General features: G+C 67.6%; 21 protein-coding genes and 1 pseudogene. 5 read left to right on the top strand and 17 right to left on the bottom strand.

Translation table 11 applies throughout. The features are described from left to right. Positions 1–24: 24 nt before the first annotated feature. Positions 25–2,205: a prolyl oligopeptidase family protein gene (locus BO221_RS47640; protein ID WP_073567590.1), complete on the top strand. Its 2,181-nt coding sequence runs from the start codon at positions 25–27 to the stop codon at positions 2,203–2,205. A 75-nt stretch (positions 2,206–2,280) separates the two neighbouring features. Here the strand turns inward: BO221_RS47640 and BO221_RS47635 are convergent, their stop codons facing one another. The 3 genes and pseudogenes from BO221_RS47635 to BO221_RS57760 form a co-directional block, all read right to left on the bottom strand. After that, positions 2,281–3,438 (bottom strand): SGNH/GDSL hydrolase family protein, encoded by a 1,158-nt coding sequence (locus BO221_RS47635; protein WP_233166582.1) that lies wholly within the window; start codon positions 3,436–3,438, stop codon positions 2,281–2,283. 223 nt (positions 3,439–3,661) lie between these two features. Then, positions 3,662–4,642, bottom strand: a complete 981-nt coding sequence (locus BO221_RS54535) for a hypothetical protein (RefSeq protein ID WP_233166581.1) — start codon at positions 4,640–4,642, stop codon at positions 3,662–3,664. A 159-nt stretch (positions 4,643–4,801) separates the two neighbouring features. Further along, a pseudogene (locus tag BO221_RS57760) lies at positions 4,802–5,020 on the bottom strand (competence protein CoiA family protein); the annotation flags it as partial. A gap of 574 nt (positions 5,021–5,594) precedes the next feature. On the opposite strand from BO221_RS57760, the gene BO221_RS54530 reads away from it, so the two are divergent. Further along, positions 5,595–6,011, top strand: coding sequence for a hypothetical protein (locus BO221_RS54530; protein WP_143196112.1), 417 nt, complete (start codon positions 5,595–5,597; stop codon positions 6,009–6,011). A 7-nt stretch (positions 6,012–6,018) separates the two neighbouring features. Here the strand turns inward: BO221_RS54530 and BO221_RS47620 are convergent, their stop codons facing one another. The 9 genes from BO221_RS47620 to BO221_RS47580 are packed head-to-tail and all read right to left on the bottom strand — an operon-like array spanning position 6,019 to position 15,257. Then, the gene (locus BO221_RS47620; protein WP_073567587.1) at positions 6,019–7,542 is read right to left on the bottom strand and encodes an FAD-dependent oxidoreductase; all 1,524 of its coding nucleotides are present in this window, start codon (positions 7,540–7,542) and stop codon (positions 6,019–6,021) included. Further along, the gene (locus tag BO221_RS47615) at positions 7,539–9,290 is read right to left on the bottom strand and encodes a fatty acyl-AMP ligase (protein WP_073567586.1); all 1,752 of its coding nucleotides are present in this window, start codon (positions 9,288–9,290) and stop codon (positions 7,539–7,541) included. The genes BO221_RS47620 and BO221_RS47615 overlap by 4 nt, the downstream gene beginning before the upstream one ends. A 39-nt stretch (positions 9,291–9,329) precedes the next feature. After that, positions 9,330–10,496, bottom strand: a complete 1,167-nt coding sequence (locus BO221_RS47610; protein WP_073567585.1) for a hypothetical protein — start codon at positions 10,494–10,496, stop codon at positions 9,330–9,332. Continuing rightward, complete coding sequence (locus BO221_RS47605; protein ID WP_073567584.1) at positions 10,489–11,226, bottom strand: hypothetical protein; 738 nt, start codon at positions 11,224–11,226, stop codon at positions 10,489–10,491. The genes BO221_RS47610 and BO221_RS47605 overlap by 8 nt, the downstream gene beginning before the upstream one ends. Beyond that, positions 11,223–12,221, bottom strand: coding sequence for an aminoacyl--tRNA ligase-related protein (locus BO221_RS47600; protein WP_073567583.1), 999 nt, complete (start codon positions 12,219–12,221; stop codon positions 11,223–11,225). The genes BO221_RS47605 and BO221_RS47600 overlap by 4 nt, the downstream gene beginning before the upstream one ends. Then, positions 12,218–12,484 (bottom strand): acyl carrier protein, encoded by a 267-nt coding sequence (locus BO221_RS47595; RefSeq protein WP_073567582.1) that lies wholly within the window; start codon positions 12,482–12,484, stop codon positions 12,218–12,220. Before BO221_RS47595 ends, BO221_RS47600 begins: the two co-directional genes overlap by 4 nt. A 14-nt stretch (positions 12,485–12,498) precedes the next feature. Further along, positions 12,499–13,626: an SDR family oxidoreductase gene (locus tag BO221_RS47590; RefSeq protein ID WP_083682572.1), complete on the bottom strand. Its 1,128-nt coding sequence runs from the start codon at positions 13,624–13,626 to the stop codon at positions 12,499–12,501. Positions 13,627–13,680: 54 nt separating this feature from the next. Next, positions 13,681–14,658 carry a 3-oxoacyl-ACP synthase III family protein gene (locus tag BO221_RS47585; protein ID WP_073567580.1) on the bottom strand — a complete coding sequence of 326 codons (978 nt, stop codon included), beginning with the start codon at positions 14,656–14,658 and terminating at the stop codon, positions 13,681–13,683. Continuing rightward, entirely contained in the window at positions 14,655–15,257 is a 603-nt protein-coding gene (locus BO221_RS47580; protein WP_158080044.1) for a 4'-phosphopantetheinyl transferase superfamily protein, read from the bottom strand. Before BO221_RS47580 ends, BO221_RS47585 begins: the two co-directional genes overlap by 4 nt. Before the next feature lie 143 nt (positions 15,258–15,400). Here BO221_RS47580 and BO221_RS47575 point away from each other — a divergent pair, with 143 nt between their 5' ends. Beyond that, positions 15,401–15,802, top strand: a complete 402-nt coding sequence (locus tag BO221_RS47575; RefSeq protein ID WP_073567578.1) for an HIT family protein — start codon at positions 15,401–15,403, stop codon at positions 15,800–15,802. Continuing rightward, entirely contained in the window at positions 15,799–16,044 is a 246-nt protein-coding gene (locus tag BO221_RS47570; protein ID WP_073567577.1) for an acyl carrier protein, read from the top strand. Before BO221_RS47575 ends, BO221_RS47570 begins: the two co-directional genes overlap by 4 nt. 64 nt (positions 16,045–16,108) lie before the next feature. Here the strand turns inward: BO221_RS47570 and BO221_RS47565 are convergent, their stop codons facing one another. Next, positions 16,109–17,926: a long-chain fatty acid--CoA ligase gene (locus BO221_RS47565; RefSeq protein WP_073567576.1), complete on the bottom strand. Its 1,818-nt coding sequence runs from the start codon at positions 17,924–17,926 to the stop codon at positions 16,109–16,111. A 380-nt stretch (positions 17,927–18,306) separates the two neighbouring features. Between BO221_RS47565 and BO221_RS47560 the strand changes: the two genes are divergently transcribed. Further along, on the top strand, positions 18,307–19,782 hold the full coding sequence (locus BO221_RS47560; protein WP_073567575.1) for a serine/threonine-protein kinase: 1,476 nt from the start codon (positions 18,307–18,309) through the stop codon (positions 19,780–19,782). A gap of 100 nt (positions 19,783–19,882) precedes the next feature. On the opposite strand, the gene BO221_RS47555 is transcribed toward BO221_RS47560, so the two are convergent. The 4 genes from BO221_RS47555 to BO221_RS47540 form a co-directional block, all read right to left on the bottom strand. Next, complete coding sequence (locus BO221_RS47555) at positions 19,883–20,932, bottom strand: cytochrome d ubiquinol oxidase subunit II (protein WP_073567574.1); 1,050 nt, start codon at positions 20,930–20,932, stop codon at positions 19,883–19,885. Beyond that, a complete protein-coding gene (locus BO221_RS47550; RefSeq protein ID WP_073567573.1) occupies positions 20,922–22,253 on the bottom strand; it encodes a cytochrome ubiquinol oxidase subunit I in 1,332 nt (443 codons plus the stop codon). The genes BO221_RS47555 and BO221_RS47550 overlap by 11 nt, the downstream gene beginning before the upstream one ends. Before the next feature lie 128 nt (positions 22,254–22,381). After that, positions 22,382–22,912: a hypothetical protein gene (locus tag BO221_RS47545; protein WP_073567572.1), complete on the bottom strand. Its 531-nt coding sequence runs from the start codon at positions 22,910–22,912 to the stop codon at positions 22,382–22,384. After that, entirely contained in the window at positions 22,909–23,313 is a 405-nt protein-coding gene (locus tag BO221_RS47540) for a phage holin family protein (RefSeq protein WP_043412251.1), read from the bottom strand. The genes BO221_RS47545 and BO221_RS47540 overlap by 4 nt, the downstream gene beginning before the upstream one ends. Positions 23,314–23,460: the final 147 nt, after the last annotated feature.

Here is a 23,460-nt window from a genome sequence, read left to right as displayed (position 1 = left end):
CCCTCAACCAACCCGAGGGACTCGATGCAACAACGCCTCAAGCCGGCCGTCGCCGTGCTGTCGCTGATGCTGCCGCTCACGTCGCTGGCCGGTGCCAAGGGGGCCTTGCCCCCGGCGCCCGTCGCCGCGAAGAAGGCCGTGGCGGACACCTACCACGGCACGAAGGTGGACGATCCGTACCAGTGGCTGGAGAAGAGTGACGACCCCGAGGTCCGCAAGTGGGTGGAGGGGCAGACGGCGCACATGCGCGCGGTGATGGACAAGCTGCCCTCGCGCGACGCCATCCGCGCGCGCATCACCACGCTGCTCACCCACAAGTCGGCCGCCCACTTCGCCATGATTCAGCGTGGCGGCACCCTGTTCGCCATGAAGTTCCAGCCGCCCCGGCAGCAGTCCATGCTGGTGGTGCTGCCCTCGGTGGACGACACCTCCACCGCCCGCGTGCTGGTGGACCCGATGGAGCTGGACCCGAGCGGCCACACCACCATCGACTTCTTCGTGCCCTCGATGGACGGGAAGAAGGTGGCGGTGTCGCTGTCCAAGGACGGCACGGAGAGCGGTGACGTCACCGTGTACGACGTGGCCACCGGCAAGCCGCTGCCCGGCGAGGTGGTGCCCCGGGTGAACGGCGGCACGGCCGGCGGCAGCCTCTCGTGGAACGGAGACGGCACGGGCTTCTTCTACACGCGCTACCCGCGCGGCGAGGAGCGTCCGGCCGAGGACCGGGAGTTCTTCCAGCAGGTGTACTTCCACAAGCTCGGCACGCCCACGGACAAGGACACCTACGAGCTGGGCAAGGACGCGCCGCGCATCGCCAACTTCCAGCTCGAGACGTCCGACGACGGCAAGCACGTGCTGGCCGTCCTGGGCAACGGCGACGGAGGCGAGTACGCGCTCTACCTGCGCGGGCCGCAGGGCACCTGGACGCAGCTGTCGAAGTTCGAGGACAAGCTCAAGGATGCGACGTTCGGCAAGGATGTGCTCTACGTGCTGTCGCGCAAGGACGCGCCGCGCGGCAAGCTGCTGAGCATTCCGCTCGCCACGCCCGCGCAGGACAAGGCCACGGTCCTCATCCCCGAGGGCGAGGCCTCGCTCGTGGGCGTCCGCCCCACGGCCACCCGGCTCTACGTGGTGGAGCAGCTCGGCGGCCCCACGCGGATGCGCATCCTGGGCCTGGACGGCAAGGAGATCGGCGTGGTGCCCACCCCGCCCGTCTCCTCCGTGGGCGGCACGGTGTACCTGGGCGGGGATGACCTGCTGTTCGGCACCAGCAGCTACACCGAGGCCTCCGCCGTGTACCGCTACGCGGCGAAGGACGGGAAGCTGGCGAAGACGGCGCTGGGCCGCACCTCGCCGGTGGACACCCGCAACGTGGTGGTGGACCGGGTGATGTGCACCTCGAAGGACGGCACCCAGGTACCGCTCAACATCCTGCACGCCAAGGGCACGAAGCGGAACGGCAACAACCCCACCCTGCTCACCGGGTACGGCGGCTTCAACATCTCGCTGTCGCCGGGCTTCAGCCCGATGAACTTCGCCTTCATCGAGCAGGGCGGCGTGGTGGCCATCGCCAACCTGCGCGGCGGCGCGGAGTTCGGCGAGGAGTGGCACGCCAACGGCTCGCTGACGAAGAAGCAGAACGTCTTCGACGACTTCTACGCCTGCGCGAAGCTGCTGGTGGACCAGAAGTGGACGAAGCCCGGGCGCCTGGCCATCCAGGGCGGCAGCAACGGCGGCCTGCTGATGGGCGCGGCGCTCACGCAGCACCCGGAGATGTACCGCACGGTGCTCGCGCACGTGGGCATCTACGACATGCTGCGCGTGGAGCTCACGCCCAATGGCCAGTTCAACATCCCCGAGTACGGCACGGTGAAGAACCCCGAGCAGTTCCAGGCGATGTATGGCTACTCGCCGTACCACCACGTGAAGGACGGGGTGAAGTACCCCTCGGTGCTCTTCACCTCGGGAGAGAATGATCCGCGCGTGGATCCGTTCCACTCGAGGAAGATGGTGGCGCGGATGCAGGAGGCCACGGGCTCGAAGCGGCCGGTGCTGCTGCGCACCAACAACATGGGCCACGGCATGGGCACGCCGCTGGGCCAGAAGATCGAGGAGCTGGTGGACGTCTACTCGTTCCTCTTCAACGAGCTGGGCGTGAAGTACAAGCCGGTGGACGGCAAGGTGGCCGCCCCGGCCTCGAAGTAGTCCCGAGCCCAGAACGTCACCCTCCCCCACTCCTCCCTCTCCCCTCGGGAGAGGGCCGGGGTGAGGGTGCCGGGTTCACCTCCGCGGCTCCGTGGACGGTGAACCCTGGACGGAGCGAGCGGACCAGGAGCCGAACCAACGCCCGCCCTGAGGGTCCGCGGCGCTGACCACTCCGCGCAGTTCCCCCTCCACGAGCACCGCGCGCAGGTTCAACGTGCCCTCGAAGAGGTGGGGGTCCTGGAAGGAGAACGAGAGCACCTCGCCTTCGATGCGCGGTGTCACGTCGGCCTCGAGTGGCGCGCGATGCGAGAACAGGATGCGCCCCCTGCCAGCGAGTTGAGTCCCCTGAGTCGTCAACGAGAGCTGGAAGGGCACGGGAGCCATGCCACGCTCCTCGGGGTAGAGGGCGAGCGTCCCCTGCCACTCACCGGCCATCTGCCCGGCCTCGAACGGAACGCCGCGCGGAAGGCTGGGGAGCACCGGGGAGGGAGGAGCGGCAACGTCCGTCTCGGGAAGCCCGGTGGCGAGCCCCACCTCGGAGCCCACCTGCTGGAGGTAGCGTGCGGTGTCCTCCGGGAGAGCCACCAGCGTCTCCGTGCGCGAGGTGTCGAAGGCCGTGTCCACCCAGGGCGCTCCGGTGAGGGTGCTCGGCGCGCCCAGACAGGGCTGGCGGAAGAGCGAGGTGAAGAGCACACAGGCCGTCAGGTACGTGCCCGCGGGACCCGGGTGGCGGCCGTCCTCGAAATACAGCTCCAGGCCGGGCCGCTCCCGCCGCACCCGCTGCCAGGCCAGACCCACCGGGGAGAGCACGCCCTGCTGCTCGCGCGCGAGGCTCGCATAGGCATACGTGAGCACATCCTGAGCGGGCAGGTCCGTCTTGCGCGACCACGTCATGTAGAAGACCGGCCGCGCTCCGGCGGTCTTCACCTCCTGGGCGAAGAGGCGGCCGTAGGGGAGGAACATCTCCGCGGGGTCGTTCATGTACGGCACGCCGTTGATGCGCAGGCCGCCCAGCATGCTCTGCTCCTGCAGCACGACGTAGTTCCAGGAGCCGTCACGAATGAGCGGCCTCGCCTTGTCCCCCTTCCAGAGGGAGGAGAGCGTCGCGCCACCCTCGAGCACCGAGCCGGTCTGCAGCCGTTTCCCTGGAGCCAACGCCTGGGCGAAGCCCTCGAGCATCGCTGGAAGGTTGTTGTAGTAGGTGTAGCTGTTGCCGACGAAGAGCACGCGCACGGGGCGGCTCGAGTCAGGGCTGGGGGATGGAGACGGGGTGCTTGCACAGGAGACGCACCCCAGCAGGACGAAGAGCCAGCGAAGCGGACGGAACATGGGCGGCGAGTGTAGGCCAACAGTGCATCCACCCGCTCACTCGTAACAACCTGTGCAACCATCGGACTTTGGGCCGCGCACATCAACAACCAGTCCGGCCATCATTTCGGAAACTGCCGTCCTACGACTAGAGGACGGCGTCTTTTGCTCGTGCTTCGAGTGCGTCCACATCCTCTGCATCGAGCCAACCGCCATCACGAGCCTTGTCCATGATGCGACGTGGGTAAGGTGCTTGAAGTTGTCGAACGAGTCGCTCGACTCGTTCATAGACCTCCGTGCCATAGACCCTGCGCCACTCACTTCCGTTCCATGCCCACACCTTTCGAGTAGAGGAGGTGCTTTTGGTCCACCACTCGATGTGCCAAGTCAGCTCGGCCGTGAAGCTCTTCTTCCAGTCAGCCAGCACTTTGCGAGCTTCTGCTCGCAACTTCTCTGGGTCTCGTGCGACGTCGGAATCCCAATTAGCCAGCAGTCGGTCGTGTTGAGCAGCTCCCTCTTTTCTCGAACCTAGCCGCAACTCCCCAGTCATGACACCGCGTTGCTCAAGTTGATCGAGAACAATGCACAACTCTGTCAAGACACCTCCTCTGCTGTAGATGTCGACGCAGAGCCTCTCCAACTGCTTGACTCGAGGAGGCGGAACTCTTCGATCGAACAGTGCGCTATCTCGTTTGAAGGGGAGGACGTGGTTCTCGTCGGATTGCTTGGCCTGGAGAGGGGGCCTTCTTTCCTGCGGAACTTTCGTGGGGGCAATACGAGCCGGTTCCTGTGGCTTGGGTTTCGGCCGACTTCTCCATGCCACGCAGTTTGGGCAGAGGGCATCCTGCAACACGAGCGCTCGACGAACCGGAATGGGAAGAGGTGCGCTCCAGCCCTCCGCATCACGAAGTGCCAGGATGTCGTCAGTCTGGACCTCAACCACGGGAATTCCCAGGGTCGCGCGTGAAGTCCAGGTCTCATCAGAACAGGGCTGCTGGACAAAAACCTCAAGGACACCAATGGGGCGTCCATTGCGGAGGAGCCTCAAGTCAGGGATACGTGTTCCAACAGCCCGCTTTCCCATCTCGACAACGTCCCCAACCTGCAGTTGTAGAAGGGGGACCCTCATCTTGCGAATCTGTCGGCCAGCTCCCGGTGGATGGTCAAAAGGCGCTGGTGGGCGACCCTCGGCAGTTGCTCGATACCAAGCGGCACACTGAACACAATCCACGAAGGCCTGCAGGTATTCGCCCGTAGCAACAGCACGTTCGAGTGCTGCTTTTAGGTGAAATTTCGTGTTGAGGTGCAGAGCGCCCTCACCACCAGCTGCAGCGATACAGGTGGTTCCCTCTGGGTGGCGGAAGTGGTGTGCGCGTTGTTCACCCCTAACCGGAGTTAGCGTGCCATCGCACTCCGGGCACCATAGGTGAGGTCTGTCTTGCTTGCGCGACGGGACATCATCGATGTCGATGATCGTGCCGTTACTGGCACACGCCCACACGAGCATTTCCCGATACCGATTGTGGCGCCGCTCACGCTTCACACCTCAAGTCTACAGCGATTTCAGCACCGAAGCCGAGCAAGGTAGCAATGAGTGACCCGACGAGAAACGTGAGCTACCGCCACAATGTGCGAGAGGGAGCTACCATGTGGAGTACGACACGCCCAAGTCGGGCCGTGGTCCCGGCCACCAGTCGCGCATCACGTCCAACGACCCGAATGCGGAGACCATCCTCCTCATTGTGCCCTGAAACAAGACTCGACCGATGACCGAGAACATGAAGGGGCTTCTCCTGGATGACCGCTGGGCGCCGATCACTTCGGAGATGGGATTCCTGGAGACCAATGCGGAGCACGCCGCCCGCGCTTTCGCGGCGTGGCAGGCAGGGCTGATGGCACCCCGAGGTATTTCCGTGGAGGTGCGACCGGTCTCGGGCTCCCTGGAACAGGTTCTCTCCTCTCTGCTGCCCTTGACCACTCCGGAGTCACGGCGAGACCTCTTCATCCCAACCCGAAGCCCCTGGACGGCATACGTCGAGAATGGGTGGGGAGGAACCGATGCCGCGAGCCCCATGCGTCACATGGCCAGGACAGTCGGCTGCCGGGGCATGCGTGTGGTCGCCGTCCCCCACACCTACCGGAACGGTGAAGGCCGCTATGGCGCCGTGATGCTCGATGTGTACGGCCCGCACCAGACGGATTGGCTCAACTACATACGAGCACTGGGTGCCTCCAATGATGGGGGCCGCTGGGTCTTCGACCAGACCGGCGAGCCCTTCCCCTTCGAAAAGCTGGAGCAGTACCAGGCGCGCCGGGTGAGGGACCGCTTCACCTTCGACATGCTCAAGGAGTACCTACGTCACCTCGGACTGTCCCCTTTCGAGGAGGACTTCTACCTGCCACAGGGCGCCCCCGCGTGGCTGGTGGAGAAGTCCGGCACATTCGTCCCGGCCCAGACGGAGTACACCCTCGCCCAGGCCCGGGAACGCATCCTCTGACCCGCGCTCAGGTGCTCTGCTTCTTCTGCTTGCGCAGCTCGTCGTAGAGCGAAACGCGTCCGGCCACCGTGCCCGCCACCGCCTGCTCCAGTGGACGCAACACCTCCGGCAACGGCAGCACCGCCCTCATCCTCCGCCGCACCTCGTCCTCCACCAGTCCCCTCAGCACCTCGGACTGCACCCGCGCCATCGGCGGCGGCCACCACGTGGGCGCTCCCTCCACCGGCGCGTCCTCCGGCTTCACCACCTTCATGTGGTGCACCGCCAGGTCGTAGAAGCTCCGCCGCGCGAACTCGCTGTCCTCGAACGGGAACTCCCCTCCGAGCGCCCTCCCCACCGCCAGCCCCGACGTGAACGCCATCTCGTGCCCCGAGATGAACCCCACATACTCCCCGCAGAAGTACGTCCGCCGCTTGCCCTGGATGCGGTGCAACTCCGCCGAACGCACCGGATGCATTCCGTCACACACCAGGTGCTGCCAGCGCATCGTCTTCACCACCTTCGCCGGGTCGATCAACCCCTCGGGCGGATTGCACGTGGCGAACAGGTCCTCGCCCACCCAGTCCTGCAGCGCCGGCAGGTAGTAGTTGTAATGCGCCCGCGTGAAGGGCCCTCGCGCCTCGGGCGTCACGTACGTGTACGCCGCCCACAGGCTCCGGTCCTCCGGCATCACTCGAGGATCCGTGTGCAGCACGATGCTCGCCGGCTCGTACTCCACCTCGCCCAGCAACACGGCCTCGTCCGAGCTGGGGTCCTCCAGCAGCTTCAGCGCCGTGCCCGCCTCCGTGGCCAACACCACCTGGTCGAACCGGTGCACCCCGCCATCCGCGCTCGTCACCGTCACCCCGTCCCGCTCGCGGCGGATGGAGCGCACGCCGCAGCCCGTCCGCACGCTCGATGCGAAGCTCGCCGACAGCCGGCGCACGTACTCGCGCGAGCCCTGCTTCACCGTGCGCCACGGCGTGGGCCCATCCATCGAGTAGCCGCTCACCGGCCCGAAGGTGGCCGCCACCATGAACATCGACATCTGCAGCAGGCCGATGCGCGTGACGAAGAGCACCGACAACAGCGGCGCCATCACCTTGTGCTTGAAGTCCTCCGAGTACCCCTCTTGGTCCAGGTACTGCTCCACCGTCAGGGGCATGTACTTCTTCGGATTCGACACGAGCTCCGGCACCGCGAGCTGGAAGCGATCCACCTCGTGCCGCACGGACTCCCAGAACGCCGAGTCCCGCCCCGTGCGCCAGTGGCCACCCTGGAAGTGGATGGACAGCTCGAGGCCCGGCCGCAGCGGCTGCGTCTCCACGCCCAGCTTCCGGAAGAGCGCCGACAGGTTCGGATACACCCACGGGTGATAGATGAGGAAGCCGATGTCCACCGGCACCGTGCGGCCCTCGCGCGTCACCTCCACGGTGTGCGCGTGGCCGCCCAACGCCTGCGACTCCTCGAAGAGCGTCACCTCGTGTTGACGGTGCAGGCTGTAGGCGGCGCCCATCCCCGCGATACCGCCCCCGACGATAGCGACCTTCATGCCGCCTGCTCCTCCGCTACCTGCAGGCCACGCTCCAGGTACGCGCGCTTCGCCGCCTGCCGCTGAATCTTCCCGCTGGACGTTTTGGGCACGCTGCCCGGCTTGAGGAACACCACCTCGTGCACCCGTAGCTGGTAGGCCTCGTTGATGGCCTGGCGCACCGTGGCCGTCGCCGCGTTGAGATCCAACGTCGCGCCGCCCTGCTGCTGCCGCGTGTCCACCTCGGCCACCACCACCAGCCGCTCCTCGCCCTCCACCTCCACCGAGAAGGCCGCGCCGCACCCCGGCCTCACCGCCGGCAGCGCCGCCTCCACCGTCCACTCGATGTCCTGCGGATAGTGGTTCTGCCCGCCGATGATGATGAGGTCCTTCTTGCGGCCGGTGATGTACAGCAGCCCGTCCCTCATGAAGCCCAGGTCCCCCGTGCGCAGCCAGGTGCGTGAGTCGTCCCCGCGGATGCGTGCGCGGAACGTCTCCTCGGACAGCTCCGGCTTGCGCCAGTAGCCCTGTGCCACGCTCGGGCCGTACACCCAGATCTCCCCCACGCGGCCGTCCGGCACCGTGTCGCGCGACTCCGGATCCACGATGGCCAGGCCGTAGCCCTCCTCGGACTCACCACAGGAGACGAGCTCCGCGGCGTTGGCATCACCCACGGGCAGCGGCACCACGCGGTCCTCCTTGAGGGCCTCCTTGTCCACTCCCAGCGTCACCAGGCCCTTCCCCTGCGGACCCGGGGCCTTGAGCGTCACCTCCGCCAGGCCGAACACCGGGAAGAGCGCCGAGGGAGAGAAGCCCCGGGGAGAGAACGTCTCGATGAAGCGGCGCATGGTGCCCGCCCGCACCGGCTCGGCGCCGCAGTACGCGCTGCGCCACGAGGACAGGTCCAACGCGGCGAGCGCCTCGGGCGTCGCCTTGCGCACGCACAGCTCGTAGCCGAAGTTGGGCCCACCCGAGTGCGTCACCTTGAAGGCCGTCACCGCCTGCAACCAGCGCAGCGGGTGCTTGAGGAAGTCCGCCGGGGACATCAGGTACACCGGGTAGCCCGAGTAGAAGCCCTCCAGCAGCCCGTCCACCAGCCCCATGTCGTGGAAGGACGGCAGCCACGTCACCGAGCACGAGTCCTCGCCCAGCTTCACGCTGCCGCCGATGTGCGCGAGGTTCGCCAGCAGGTTGCCATGGCTCACCATCACCCCCTTGGGCGACGAGGTGGAGCCCGAGGTGTACTGGAGGAAGGCGAGCTGCTCGCTCCGGGCGTCGGCCGGAGACTCCAGCGGCGTCACGCCCAGGTCCTGCTGATCGGTGGCCAGCCACGTCAGCTCGCCCAGTCCGGGCACCTGCTCGGCGAAGGCGGCCGCCATGGCGCAGATCTCCGCGGTGGACAGCACCACCTTGGGGCGGCAGTCCGCGATGATGCCGAGCAACCGGCCCAGGGTGCGCTCCAGGCGGGTGGGGTCCGGCGGGTAGGCCGGCACCGCCACCGTGCCCGCGTAGAGGCAGCCCAGGAAGGACTCCACGTACTCGGCGCTCTGGGGGTAGAGCAGCAGGGCGCGCTCGCCCTGCACACCATGGGCCTTGAGCAGCGCGGCGATGGTGCGGGCCCGCTGATCCAGCCCGGCGAAGGAGTACGCCTTACGCTCCTCGGTGCCGCGAGCGATGAAGGTGAGGGCCCTGCGCTCCGGATGGCGCTCGGCGCGGCGATGAAGGATGTGGGCGAGCGAGGTCGCGCCCGAGATGCAGTCAGAAGCCATGGGGGGGTACTCCAGGTCGGGGGGAGAGGGGATGACGGCTCAGTGACGCTCGGGGAGGGGCGTGCCATCGTTGCCATCCGCGATGCCGGTGGCGTTGGCGTACTCCTCGTCTCCCGCGATGGGACGCACCGCCTTGCCGGCGGCGAGCTGCTGCCGGAAGCGCGGCACCGCGTCCACGTAGGAGGTGACCACGCCCAACGTGTGCAGCAGGCGGATGAAGAGGAAGGACATGTCCACCTGCGCCGGGACGAGTTGCAGGTTGGCCGAGCGGGGGAACTTGTGGTGGTTGTTGTGCCACTCGGAGGCGAAGACGCCGTAGAAAATCTGGTTGAGGGCCAGGGTCCGCTCGTCGAACTCCCAGCCCTGGAGCTTCGCCCGGGGACGCCGGCCACCGTGGCCGAGGTAGTTGAAGTCGCGGATGAGGAAGGTGACGAAGAAGACCGCCGCGTACCAGGCCAGCACGCACGGCACGCCGCCCACCGCGTATGCCACTCCGCTCCAGAAGGCCTGCGCGAAGAGCGTGCGCACCGCCAGGTGCCCGGCATGCTCCACCGTGCCCGTGCGCCGGAACTGCTCGTACGTGCTGATGGGGAAGCCGATGTGGCTCACCGTCTTCGCCACGTGCTCGTACTGCTCCGGAGCCATGTCCGTGTTGAACTTCGTCACCGATTCGATGGCCAGGTAGCTGGCGAGCCGGCCCAGATGGGGGCCATACGGGTCCCCCACCCTGTCCGAGCGCTGGTGGTGCACCCGGTGGGGAATCGCATACGTGTCCTCGCGGATGGCCATGCCGTTGAGCCACAGGAAGACGCGCGCCAGCCAGGGGCTACGGAAGTCGAAGGCCTTGTGCGAGCAATAGCGGTGCAGCCACGCCGTGTGCGTCACCGTGGCCATGAAGAAGGCGGACACGGAGAAGTACAGGGCGCTCTTCACCGACAGGTGCCAGCCCACCAGCGCCACCAGACAGCCCAGCGTCGCCAGGTGGAAGGCCACGTGCAGCGCCGATGGCAGGCGCCGCGCGTCGGCGAAGACGTTCACCGCGTCCCACCACTCGCGCAGCGCCTCGCCCACCGTGGGCTCCTTCGGCGTCCCCTCCGCGGTGGCCCACCCGAAAGTGGGCTCCTGGAGCACCCACCCCGCCTTGTTACCCATGGGCGAGGCGGGCTCATGCTCCTCGGGAACCAGCTTCCGGGCGGCCTCAGCCATTGGCCCAGCCCTCGCGCCAGCTCACGATGCGGGCACCGCACACCTTCTCGAACTTGCGCTTCATCTGCAGCACGGTGGTGAAGTCGTTCTCCACCGCCACCGGCAGCTCGCACACGTGCCAGCCGTAGTGCTTGAAGTTGCTCGCCGCGCGCAGCACCTCGGGCTTCAGCTCCGGCTGGCGCTCCAGCAGCTTGGTGAGAATCTGATAGCCGCCTTCCGCGTGGCGGAACTCATCCACGGAGATGAATCCCAGCAGCTTCGCCAGCACCTTGTCCTTGCACTGCGCGCCGAGCTGCCGGGCGAAGTAGCCCGCTGCGTGCTCGGACCAGATGAAGTTCACCAGCTCCTGGACGGTGTCCTCGGGCTTGTAGTTGACGTGCTCGATGTTGCGCCGGCGGATCTCCACCAACTCCTCGTCGGTGATGCGCGGCTCGAAGCCCACCAGGTCCAGGTAGCGCCGCAGGCTCCAGAAGTGCCGGAAGCCCTCGAAGCACTCCACCTGGAACACCGAGGTGGCGTCCACGTCCTCGTGGAGCAGCTTGATGAGCGAGACGGTGCCCAGGGCGTGGTAGGACTCGATGAGCGCCGTGCGCCGCACCTTGTCCAGGATGTCCGGCTGGCTCAGCGCGGCCTCCCGGTCGATCTCCCCCCAGGGGATGTCCTTCTCCACGTTCCAACGCGACTCCGACTTGGCGCCGAAGAAGTCGTAGTAGTAGCGCTCCGTCGTCATACGGTTCCTCGATTCGGTGCGGGTGCGAACTCCGAGGCGGGAATCACCTCACGCCACGCGGAGGGATCCACCCCGTGGTACGCGGTGAAGGCGGCCACCCAGCGCTCCAGGCCAAAGGCGATACAGCCCGTGCTGGCCTGCTGGCCGTCCGGCAGGCTGAGACCGAAGGTGCGGGAGAACGAGTCCCCATGCAGGTTGAAGGACGCGATGGCCAGGTCTCCGCCCTTCTGCCCGGTGACGTCCACCAGCAGCTCGTACTTGAGCGACTGGGCCCGCTGCAGCAGCGTGCGCGCCCGGCCCTCCACCGCTCCGAAGAACGGGTCGGACGCCACGTCGATGCGCCCGGTGAGGCCGTGCGCCTTCGCGAACTCCACCACCTCCAGCAGCAGCTTCTCGCGCATGCTGGCGATGGGCGCCTCGGGCCCCAGCAGGACGATCTCCCGCATGGTGAACTCCCACTGCCGGCGCAGCGGGGCGAACTCCCCGTGCTCGTAGCGGAAGCACCGGCCCTGCGTGGTGAGCACCAGGGGCTCGCCGGTGATGGCGCGGCCCTGCAGCTCCGCGTAGCAGTGGTAGCAGACGGCGCCGGACAGCACCGCGCCCGCCGTGCGCACCCGCGAGGCCGCTCCCTCCTCCACGCGCTCGCCGCCCTTCACCGCGTCCACGAACTGGCGCAGGGACGTAGCATCCCGGTCCAGGCACATGGCGAAGGTGGCGTGGTGCGGAAAGGACTTGAAGTAGTCCGTCCGCTCCATCACCGAAATGGGCATCAGCGTGGGGTACTGGCGCTCGGAGGCGCCGTACTTGAAAGCCAGCTCGAGGAACTTGCGCTCGAAATAGCGGAACAGCCACAGCGCGGGGCCGGACATGCCCAGCGTGCCGTTCTCGTAGGAGCGCAGGTCTCCGCGCTCCATCAACTGGCCGATGGCCTCGGGCCGGGGCGAGCGCCCGGAGTCGAAAGCCAGGCTCTTCGGGTCCACCGTCAGGGCGCTCATGCCTTCGCGTCTCCACCCAACGGACAGAACGTGTCGGAGATGACCCGCGGCGTGCGGAAGAAGTTCATCGTCAACTTGTCCTCGGGCACCTCGATGGAGAGCTCGCTCTCGATGAAGCCCATCAAGTCGATGATGCGCATGGAGTTGATGAGCCGGTTCTCGAACAGCGCGGTGTCCCGGCCGATGTCCGCGGTGATGCCATTCTCCACGCACAGCTTGCGGATGAAGGTGAGCAGCCGATCCTCGAACTGATTCCTGTCCATGATTCCGTCCCTCGTCAGATGCGGTTACGACCCCAGTCGGTGGCCACGCAGTGCCGCAACACGTCACGCAGCAACTGCTTCGCGGGCGGCGGCTTCACCCGCTCGCCGAGCAACGCGTGCACGGGCGCGGCGTCGAAGATCTGGTTGGCCAGCAGGTGCCCGTACATGGTGTCCCCGAGGCGGATGACCTCGTGGGACTGCTTGTTCTGGGTCTGCAACAGCGTGCGCCGCAGCAACGTATAGGTGTCCTCGTCCACCACGTCCGGCGGGAGGAAGACGCCCTGGGCCCAGCGCCGCTCCGTCTCCGCGGACACCTCGGTCATGGTGTCGATGAAGTCCTGCAACCGCAGGCCCTCGTCACCATTGCCGATGTGGAAGGTACGTCCCGGCTGGTAGTGCTCCAGGAAGAGCGTGAGCAGGGCGGCGGCCGCGTAGTCATTGGAGGACAGGTCCATCCGCGACTCCGGCGTGCCCGGGAAGGCGCCCACGTGGCCCTGGTAGAAGAGCCGCATGAGCGAGTGCATGGAGTTGTAGCGCGTCACCTCGCCGTCATCCCGGCCGATGAGGTAGGCCAGCCGGTACATGGCGATGGGCAGTTCCTTCATCAACCCGCGCACGAGGTGCTCCGCCTCGTACTTGCTCTGCTCGTACGGATTGACGAAGTCCGACGTGTGCACCGCATCCGTTTCCAGGAAGCGGCCCGGGCGCTTGCCCGCCACGAAGAGGGTGCTCACGTAGCCCACGCGCTCCAGCCGGCGGAAGGAGCGCACCACCTCGAAGACATGGCGCGTGCCGTCCACGTTGGCCGCGCGCGCCTCCGGCAGGGGCGCATCCAGCTCCACGTTGGCCGCCGAGTGGATGACGTGCGTCACCTCACTGGCCAGCCGCGCCGCGTCCTCGGGTGACAGCCCCAACCCGGGCTGGGAGATGTCGCCCAGCACGGGGATGAACTGGCCCTCGGGCGGGCGTGCCGAAACGTCCGGCCAGAGCTTCGCCGCCAGCTTCGACCAGCGCGCCTTGAGCACCACGGGTGAGGGGGCACGTATGAGCGCATACACCCGCGCTTTCGGCGTGTTACGGACAATCCAGCGAGCCATCTCCATACCGACGGCGCCGGTGACTCCGGTGAGAAACAAATGCATGAGGGGGGGACCTCTGGGGGGACTCCGGGGGGAGAGAGGTGAACCCGGGCGGAACTAGATCTGCACGATGCTGCAGCCCCAGTGGGCGCCGAGCCCGAATGAGAACATCATCACGTGGTCGCCCTTCTTCACCAGACCGCGATCGATGACGTCCTTGAGGTTGATCCAATTGTCCGCCGCCACCGAGTGACCCTTGGGGCGGATGTTCTCCGTGTAGATCTTTTCCAGGGGGATGCCGGTGAACTTGCTGAGGATCTCCCAGCTGCGCAGGCTGACGTTGTGGGGGATGAGGAGTTTGATCTCCTCACGCGCCAGGCCGCTGGCCTTGAAGGTCTTCTCCAGCACGCGCTTGCCGGTGGGGAAGTAGGCGGCGAGCAACTCGTTCTGGTGGCCGTCCGGATCCCAGTAATAGCCGCGGGTGAGCGTGTGATACGTCTTGAGACGCAGGCCCTCTGGGTTGCGCGACAGCAGCACCGCGCACGCCGAGTCGCTGCAAACGTTGTAGACGACCTCGCGCTTGATGCCGTCGGGGAAGACGTCCGCGTTGACGCACAGGGCATACTTCAGGTCTTCCATCTCCATGACGGCGTGGGCCAGCCACACCGCATGGGACAGGGACACACAGCCCAGCTCGCTCAATCCCACCGTGCGCGCATTGGACAAGCCCAGCTCGTCCTGGAGGCGCGTGCTGGAGAAGCGGAACAACCCCAGATGCGCGTTGTCCCCGGTGGGGAACTCGGCGAGGGATTCCCCGCGCGGCACCAGCGAGCTGGTGGGCAGCACGCTGGCGTTGATGAGCAATCCCACCTCCAGGGGATCCACCCCGTGGCGCTCCAGCAGCGCCTTGAGAGTGGCCGAGGCGAGCTGCGTGGCCGGCACATTGGACACCCGGCAATCGCCGAAGCCGAAGTCGCGCATCGTCTCGGGCGTGCTGACGAGCCGCCCTTCCGCCGAGAGCTGCTCGAGGCCAACCTGCCGCTCGGGCAGCGTGTAGTGGATGCCGTGGATACGGATGGAGGAAGAGGGATTCATGAGTGCACGACGGCCAGCAGGTGGTTGCGGAGGGGCAGGAAGGTGAAGGAGAGCTCCCACTCGAAAGGAGGCGCGAGCCGGAGCACCCCCTCACCCAGCTCGGGGATCAGGGAGCGCAACGGAATGGGCTGGGGCGGGCGGAGGGCCTTGTAGAGCGCCTCCTTCAGTACCCACAGCCGCAAGGCCAGCTCCGGCTCCCGCTCGCAGCGGGCTCTCTCAGCGGGTGAAAGGAAGAAGTGCCACAAACGCTCCTCCACGGGAGCCATGGGCTCCACGTCCACCCCCACCCGCCCGCGAGCCGTGACGGCCGCCACCGACAGGGTGCGCGTATGACTGATTGATATATTCAGGGGCCCGGGCCCCTCTGACAGATGGAGCTGGGGCTCGCCCTGGGGACCCGGCAGCACCTCGACCTGGTGCATCAAGGACTCCGGGCCCATCAGCTCCCGAACCACCTGCTTGCACGCGTGACGCCCACGCAACCACTCCGGCTGACGTTGGGGCAACACCCGCTCGTCGAGACACACCCGCTCCCCGGGCGACAGGAAGGACTTCAGGAGGGGGCCTTCCCCCGGCTCCTCCAATACGCCGACGCCCACGCCACTCCACACAAGGAACGTGAATCCCTCCGGATGAGTGCTCGCCGTGCGCTGCATCACCCCAGAGTCCATACTTAGTGTGTAAAGTAGACCTGCCCGGTAATCAAGGGAGTACCGACTTTTCAATCAAGGGAGAGTGCAGAGTGGCTGAGAACAACATCTTCGCGCGCATCGTCCGCGGCGAGATTCCCTGTCACAAGGTCTGGGAAGACGAGCGGCACCTGGCGTTTCTCGACATCCGTCCGGTGAGGCCAGGACACACGCTGGTGATTCCAAAGGCGGACGGAGACTACCTGTTCGACCTGGAGCCGCAGCGGTACACGGAGCTGATGCAGGCGGTGCGCACGGTGGCGCGGCTGCTCAAGGAGCGCACCGGTTGCAAGCGCGTGGTGGAGGTGGTGCTGGGCTACGAGGTGCCGCACGCGCACGTGCACCTGATTCCCACCGACTCCATGGCGGACCTGCCCCCCATCGTGGGCACGCCGGCGGAGCAGCCGGAACTGGCGGCCATGGTGGCGCGGCTGCGCCAGGGCCCGGTCTCGTGAGCGCGAGGAGCACCGAGGACATCCAGCGCTGGCTGGTGGAGCGGGTGGCCGGCTTCCTGGAGCTGACGCCCACGGACATCGACGTGCGCGCGCCCTTCCAGCACTACGGCCTGGACTCCATGGAGCAGCTGCGGGTCATCGGCGAGCTGGAGACCTGGCTTCAGCGGGAGCTCGACGAGACGCTGCTGCGGCAGTACCCCACCATCGAGTCGGTGGCGGCCTTCCTCTCGAAGGCCGCCTGAGGCACGGAGGGCTCGGGCACCCGGGAAGTCACCCGGGTCCCGGAGCCCTCCCGGGCCATGGGACTCAGGCCGCGCGCTCGCCGTTCTTCTCGGCCTCGCGGTACAGCTCCTCCACCGCCTCGCCGAACTTCTTGAGCACGTTGCGCCGCTTGAGCTTGAGCGAGGGCGTCAGCATGTCATTGGCCGTGGAGAAGTCCTCGCTGATGAGCAGGAAGCGCTGGGGCTTCTCGTAGCCCTTCGCCGAGTCCTTGCAGAACTCGTTGATCTGCTCGCGGTAGAGCTGCTGCACTTCCTCGCGCTTGAGCAGCTCGGGGATGGAGGAGATGTCCAGACCCTTCTCCGTCGCCCACTTCTTCAGCGCCTCCATGTCCGGGACGATGATGGCCACGTTGAAGGGCTTGTTCTGCCCGTGCAGCATCACGTTGACGATGAAGGGCGAGAGCTGCAGCGCCTGCTCGATGGGCACCGGCACCACGTACTTGCCGTTCTCCAGCTTGTACTGCTCCTTGATGCGGCCGGTGATCCAGACGTAGCCGTGCTCGTCGACCATGCCCATGTCACCGGTCTTGAAGCCGCCATCGGCGGTGAAGACCTTCGCGTTCTCGTCGGGCAGGTTGTAGTAGCCCATCATCACGTTGTGGCCGTAGACGACGATTTCGCCCTGCTTGGGGTCGCCCGTCTCGGAGCGGTCGATCTCCACGCGCGTGCCGGGGATGGGCCTGCCCACCGAGCCGATCTTCCGGTAGCCCGGGTAGTTGGCGGTGGCGATGGGAGACGTCTCGGTGAGGCCGTAGCCCTCGTAGACGGTGATGCCGAGGTTGTCGATGAACTCGGCCACCTCGCGCGAGATGGCGGCGGCGCCGCTGAAGGCGTACTTCAGCTGGCCGCCGAAGCGGGCACGCACCTTGGAGAAGACGACCTTGTCGAAGAAGGCGTGCTGGAGGTCCAGCAGCACGCTGCTCTGGTTCTTCTCGGCCAGGGCCTTGCGCTGCTTGGCGACCTCGAGGCCGCGGTGGAAGAGCATGCGCTTGATGGGCTTCTCCGCCGCCATGCGCTTCTGCAGACCGTCATAGATGCGGTTGAAGATGCGCGGCACCGAGAAGAGCAGCGTGGGCTGCACCTCGGCGAGGTTGTCGACGATCTTGTCCACGCCCTCGGCGATGCCCATGGAGGCGCCCATGGAGAGCAGGGCGTTGAGCTCCACGTTCTGCCCGAAGGAGTGCGCCCACGGCAGGAAGGCCAGCGAGCGGTCCTCCTTGTTCATGGGGAAGACCTCGTGCATGGCGCACACGTTGCGCGCCAGGTTGGAGTGGCTGAGCATCACGCCCTTGGGATTGCCGGTGGTCCCCGAGGTGTAGATGAGGCCGGCCAGGTCCGAGGCCTTGGGCGTGGTGACGGGGCTGGGCGTATCCGCGCCGCGGCGCAGCAGGCACGCGAAGGTGTCCGTCTCGGTGGCGGTGCCGGTAAAGCGGATGATGTGCTCCAGCTTGGGCAGCTCCGACTTGATGGCCTTGAGCTTGGCGGCGATGGCATCCGTGGCGGCGAACACCACCTTGGCGCCACAGTCATTGAGGATGTAGGCCCACTCCTTGTCCAGCTGGGCCTCGTACATGGGGACGTAGGCGGCACCCAGCGTGTAACAGGCGTAGGCACCCACCGCCCACTCGTGCCGGTTGTTGGCGATGACGGCCACGCGATCCCCGTGCGTCACGCCCAGCTGGGCCAGACCGCCACGCAGGTCATCCACCATCTGGCCAAACTGGATGTACGTCATCCACGACCACTGGCCGTTCTTCTTCTCGCCGAAGAGCGGCCGCGGGCCAAAGGAAGCAATGCTCTGCAGGAAGATGTCGACCAGCGTCTCGAACTTGGGGCTCGTCATCGGGCTTCGGGCTCCTCGGATTCTGGAAAGTGTCGGGACGCTACCCCAAACCCGGGCCCTACTGGATGGGTCCAGAAGCGCTTTCGCACACACCACGGGTGGAAAACTCCGCCAGTCCTCGGAGGTAGAGCACCCCACCGGGGGTTGACCCACTGCGTCACGATTGAGTGTCTGGAAATGCCGACACTCCCCGGGCCGGGATCACAGACCGTAGCCTTGGCACGTCTTCGCCGAGCACCACCACGCGCCACGCGCTCCTCACCGGCTCCCGTCCGCAAGGGATTGAGCGCTCCGGCCGCGCGGCCAATTGCCAGACATTCCTGGCGGTGCAGGGGGGCTTCAATGTGCGGTACCACCAGGGTAAGAGTGGAATCCGCACCATGATCGAGTCCGGCGCACGCATCGGGGATTACGAGATATGGGGCCGCATCGGCGGTGGTGGGATGAGCGACGTGTGGCTCGCGCGGCATGTGCTGCTGGCGTCGCCGCTGGTGATCAAGACGCTCAAGCCGCACTTCCAGGCGGACCCCGAGGAGCGCTACCAGCGCATGCTCAACGAGGCCCGGCTGATGGCGCGCGTGCCCAGCCACCGCGTGGTGCGCGCCACGGACGTGCGCATCCACCAGGGGACTCCCTTGTTGGTGCAGGAGTACGTGGACGGCATCGACATGGACGAGGTGGACGTGCGCCGGCGCCGCGCTCTGGGGTACGGACTGCCGCTGTGGTTCGTCTGCGAGGTGCTCGCCCAGGTGGCCGAGGGACTCGCGGCCGCGCACCTCACCGGCATCCTGCACCGGGACCTCAAGCCCTCGAACATCCTGGACTCGCCGGAGCAGGGGACGAAGCTGGGGGACTTCGGCATCGCGGTGGCCCGGAACATGGGTGGCGCGAGTGGAGGGGAGATTTCCGGCACCGGGCCGTACATGGCCCCCGAGGTGCTGCGCGGTGAGGCGTTCGACCGGCGCGCGGACGTGTTCGGCCTGGGCGCCACGGCCTATCACCTGCGCTACGGGCGGCCGCCCTTCGAGGGCATCGAGCCCCGGCTGCGCGGTGAGGCGCACCCCATCTTCCCCAGCCCCAGCGGACCCGAGGAGGCGTATTTCCAGCACGTGCTGGCACGCATGCTCGCGCCGCGGCCCGACGCGCGCTTTCCAGACGTGGCCCAGGTGCGCCACCTGTTCGCACGGCTGGCCGCCACCACGCGCCCACCTGGCGCCGCCACGCGGCTGGAGGACGGCACGTTGACCCTGGGTTCCACGCGGATCGTCTGTGAGACCGGGGACCTGGCGCTGGCGCGGGTAGACGGCATCGTGAGCCCGGCGGTGCCCCAGTTGAACATGACCGGTGGGGCCGCGGCGGCCCTGCGGGCCCACGGCGGTGAGAGCATCCAGCAGGAGGCGCACCACTGGGGAGAGCAGCCGCTCGGGGCATGTATTTCCACGGGGGCGGGGCGGCTCGCGTGTCAGCGGGTGCTGCACGCGGTGAGCGCGTGGGAGGAGGTCAGTTGCATCGGCCGGGCGATGCAGCGGGCGTTGCTGACCGCGGAGGAAGAAGGGTTGAGCTCGCTCGCGGTGCCGGCGCTGGGCACGGGCGCGGGGCGGGTGACTGTCGAGGCGAGTGCTCGCGCGGAGGCGTCGGCGCTGCGCTGGCATCTGCTGCTGGGCGGCAGCCGGCTGCGTGAAGTGCGCTTCGTGCTGTACGAGGAGTCGTTGCGCGAGCGCTTCCGGGATGTGCTCGAGAGCGTGCTGCTCGACGAGGACGCGCCCACGCCCGAGGTGGGCAGGCCCGCGCAGCTCCTGGAAGCCGCACCCGATGACCGGACCTTCGTGCCCGCGGTCGCACGGCGATTTCCGTGAGACGGCTCCCTCGCCCTCCGGGAGCGGGTGGGGGTGAGGGTGCCTGGACCCATTGTTCAACCCGCGGCCCCCAAGTGGGGACACCGGGTTCAACCCAGGTTCATCCGATACCCTCACCCCGTCCCTCTCCCGGAGGGCGAGGGGAAATGGGCACATCGGGTGCGGATTGGAACACCCTCAGCAGGAAGAGCAGTGAGGGAATGATGAGCGCGGCCCCCACCGCGAGCGCCACCAGCAGGGCCCGCTGCGTGGCCACGGACGCCGCCGCCCCCTGGAGCGTGAGATCCGGCACCACCAGGTACGGGTATTGCGAGGCCGCCCACCCCACCACGATGAGGCCCACCTGCGCCGCCGCCGCCACCCGGGCCAGCCAGAAACGCCTCGCGAGCAGCAACCCGAAGGCCAGCACCGCCGCCACCGCAGTCGCCGCGTGCAGCACCAGCGCGAAAGGCGAGCCCGTCAGCCCCTCCCACACCCGCGGCGCTCCCTCCCGTGCGAGCACCAGCACCCCCAGCGCCGCCAGGAACACCGCCACTCCCGCCCCCAGCGCCCGCTTCCGGAAGTCCTCCTGGAGCCCGGACTCGCGCGTCTCCGCGATGAGGTACACCGCCGCCAGGAAGGCGAAGAGGCACAGGGCCAGCGCTCCCACCGCCAGCGCGAACGGAGACAGCCACGCGGAGAAGAACCCGCTCACCACCACGAGCCCCTGTACTCGGATGTCCCCGCTCACCACCGCCCCCACGCACATGCCCAGCAGCGCCGGGGACAGCACGCTCGCCACGCTGAAGACGAGCCCCCAGCGACGCTGCACCGCGTCCCCGCGCGCGTCGTACGTGCGGAAGGTGAAGGCCGTGCCCCGGAAGACGATGCCCAGCAGCAACAGCGTCAGTGGCACATGCAGCGCCACCGACAACGCCGCGAAGGCCCTCGGGAAGGCCGAGAAGAGGATGACGATGCCGATGATGAGCCAGACGTGGTTCACCTCCCACACCGGCCCGAGGGCCTTCGCGATGAGCGCCCGCTGCTCCGCCTTGCGCGGCCCCGAGGCCAGCAAATCCCAGACGCCCCCTCCGAAGTCCGCGCCCCCGAAGAGCGCGTAGAGGACGAAGGCGGCCACCAGCGCTCCGCCCAGCCACAACTCAGTGCTCATGGGCCACCTCCCCCGCCGGCGGCTCGTGGCCCGGCAACGTGCCCGCCACCTGCCTCACCATGAGGAAGACGACCATCGCCCCCAGGAAGACGTAGACGAGCGTGAACGTCCAGAAGGGCGCCGCCAGGTGCTGCACGGGCGTCACCGCCTCGCCCGTGCGCATCACCCCGCGGATGATCCACGGCTGCCGTCCCCACTCGGTGACGAGCCACCCCGCCTCCATCGCCACCACCCCGAGCGGTCCGCACAGCAGCCACCCCCACAGCACCCGCCGGTCCTCGGGCCACGCCTTGCGCCGCCAGCGCAGGAAGAGCGTCACCACCGCCAGCAGCGCCATCGCGCCTCCCGTCCCCACCATCACCTGGAAGGCCACGTGCACCTTGGCCACCGGCGGCCACTCGTCACGCGGGAAGGCGTCGAGCCCCTTCACCTCCGCGTCCGGATCCATGAAGGCCATGATGGACAGCCCCTTGGGAATCTCCACCGCGTAGCGCATGGTGCCCGTCTCCACGTCCGGCAGCCCGCCGATGCTCAACCCCGCGCCCCGCTGCGTCTGGAACAGGCCCTCGGCCGCGGCCAGCTTCAACGGCTGCGCGCGCGCCACGTGCTCCGCGGACTGGTGTCCCACCAGCGGCTGCACCAGCGCGGAGAGGCACGCCAGCGGCAACGCTATCGAGAGCGCCTTGCGGTGGAAGGCCGCCCCCGGGTGCCGCAGCAGCACGAAGGCGTGGATGCCCGCCATGGCGAAGGCACTCGCCTGGTAGCACGCGAGCAGCGTGTGCGCCGTCTGGTGCCGCCAGCCCGGGCTGAACATCGCCGCCACCGGGTCCACGTTCACCGGCCCGCCCGCCGTGAGCGTGAAACCCGACGGGTCGTTCATGAAGACGTTCACCAGCGTGACGAAGAAGGCGCTCGCCGCGCCACTCAGCGCCACCATCACCCCCGAGAAGAGGTGCAGCCCCGCCGGTATCCGCTCCCGCCCGTACAGGTAGATGCCGAGGAACACCGCCTCGGTGAAGAAGGCCGTTCCCTCCAGCGCGAAGGGCAGGCCGATGACTTCCCCATAGGTCCCCATGAAGGCGGGCCACAGCAGCCCCAGCTCGAAGGAGAGCACCGTGCCGCTCACCGCGCCCACCGCGAAGAGGATGGCCGTCCCCTTCGCCAGCTTCCGGCTGAGTAACGCGTAGTCCGCGTCTCCCGTCCTCCGGGCCTTCAGGTCACTGAGCACCATCAACAACGGCAGCGCGATTCCCGCCGCCGCGAAAACGATGTGGAATGCGAGAGACAGACCCATCTGGGCACGCGCGTAGAGCAGGTCCATGGCGTGGATGAATCTGCTTTATGCGCGGGTTTCTCGCAATCAACAATTCTTATCCATGTAAGGACGAGAACGCGGCGCTCCCCGTTGACGGGAGAGTGCCGCGCCGTCCATCACTCCGCTCCGGCGGCTCATGCGTGGGCGGGAGTCTGCAGGAAACGCAGCCCGAGGCGCTTCCTGCCCTCCGGTGCCGGTGTCTGTTCGGCGGGAGGCAGCAACGACTGCACCGCGCGCCGGGCCATCGCCGTGGCCAGCGTGCTGACGAAGATGAGGACGAGCTTGCGTCCGAGCTCGATGCCCACCGGGCGCTCCTCGGCGCGCGAGGCCACCCGGTCCGGATGCTCCCAGGCGCGCCGCAGCGCCTGCGCGCGGTGTTTCCACAGCAGCTCCTCACGGTGACGCGCCCGCCACCACGAGTAGCCCATGCCCGCCACGGCCAGCGCCACCGCGACACCGCCCGCCTGGATGAGCACGTCGCGGTTCTTCTCCACGGCCTTGCTCACCTGGTACTTCACGTCCATGGCCCGCTCGCGCCGCCTGTCCAGCTCCTCGAGCGTGAGCAGCAGCTCGTCGCGCAGCCGGTCCGCCGTCTTCTCCACCTGCTCGCGATCGCCCATGCCCGCGGTGATGTGTCCACCGCCCTTGTTGTCCTGCTCGCTCATTGCAGTGTCTCCCGGGTGCGGGCGAGGTCCGTCTTCAGCCGTTCCTGCGTGTGCGGCAGGGGCTTCTTCGGCAGCCGCTTGACGCCCGCGAACGCCAGGCCGCCCGACACCACCACCAGGAAGACGCCCACCAGCAGCACGCCGAGCGTCTCGCTCAGCGGCAGCGCCAGCCCCAGCGCCACCAGGAGGGCCGCCAGGCCCATCAGCCCCAGCACGCCTCCCGCGCCCAGCAGGATTCCCGAGGTGCGCGCCGCCTTCACCTCCTGCTGCAACTCCTTCTTGGCGTGCAGCACCTCGGCCCGCGCCAGCAGCCGGGCCTCCTCGATGGCATGGCGGATGAGCTCCGCCGTGGACAACGACTCCAGTTGCCTTCGCTCCAGACGCTCCGACTCGAGTTCCACGTCTCCGCCTCCCGGGGCATCCCGCGGGCCCACCCCTGGTGCCGGGGACGTCCCGCTCTCCCGCGGAAGGTGGGAGCGGGAACATTCCGCGGGAAGTCTGGCCGCCAGGACGCACCCACGCCCGGCTGCCTCCCCTCGGGCGGGCGG

It is taken from the genome of Archangium sp. Cb G35 (genome assembly GCF_001896145.1).
Classification (GTDB): domain Bacteria; phylum Myxococcota; class Myxococcia; order Myxococcales; family Myxococcaceae; genus Archangium; species Archangium violaceum.
This window is presented reverse-complemented; position numbering and strand designations above follow the sequence as displayed.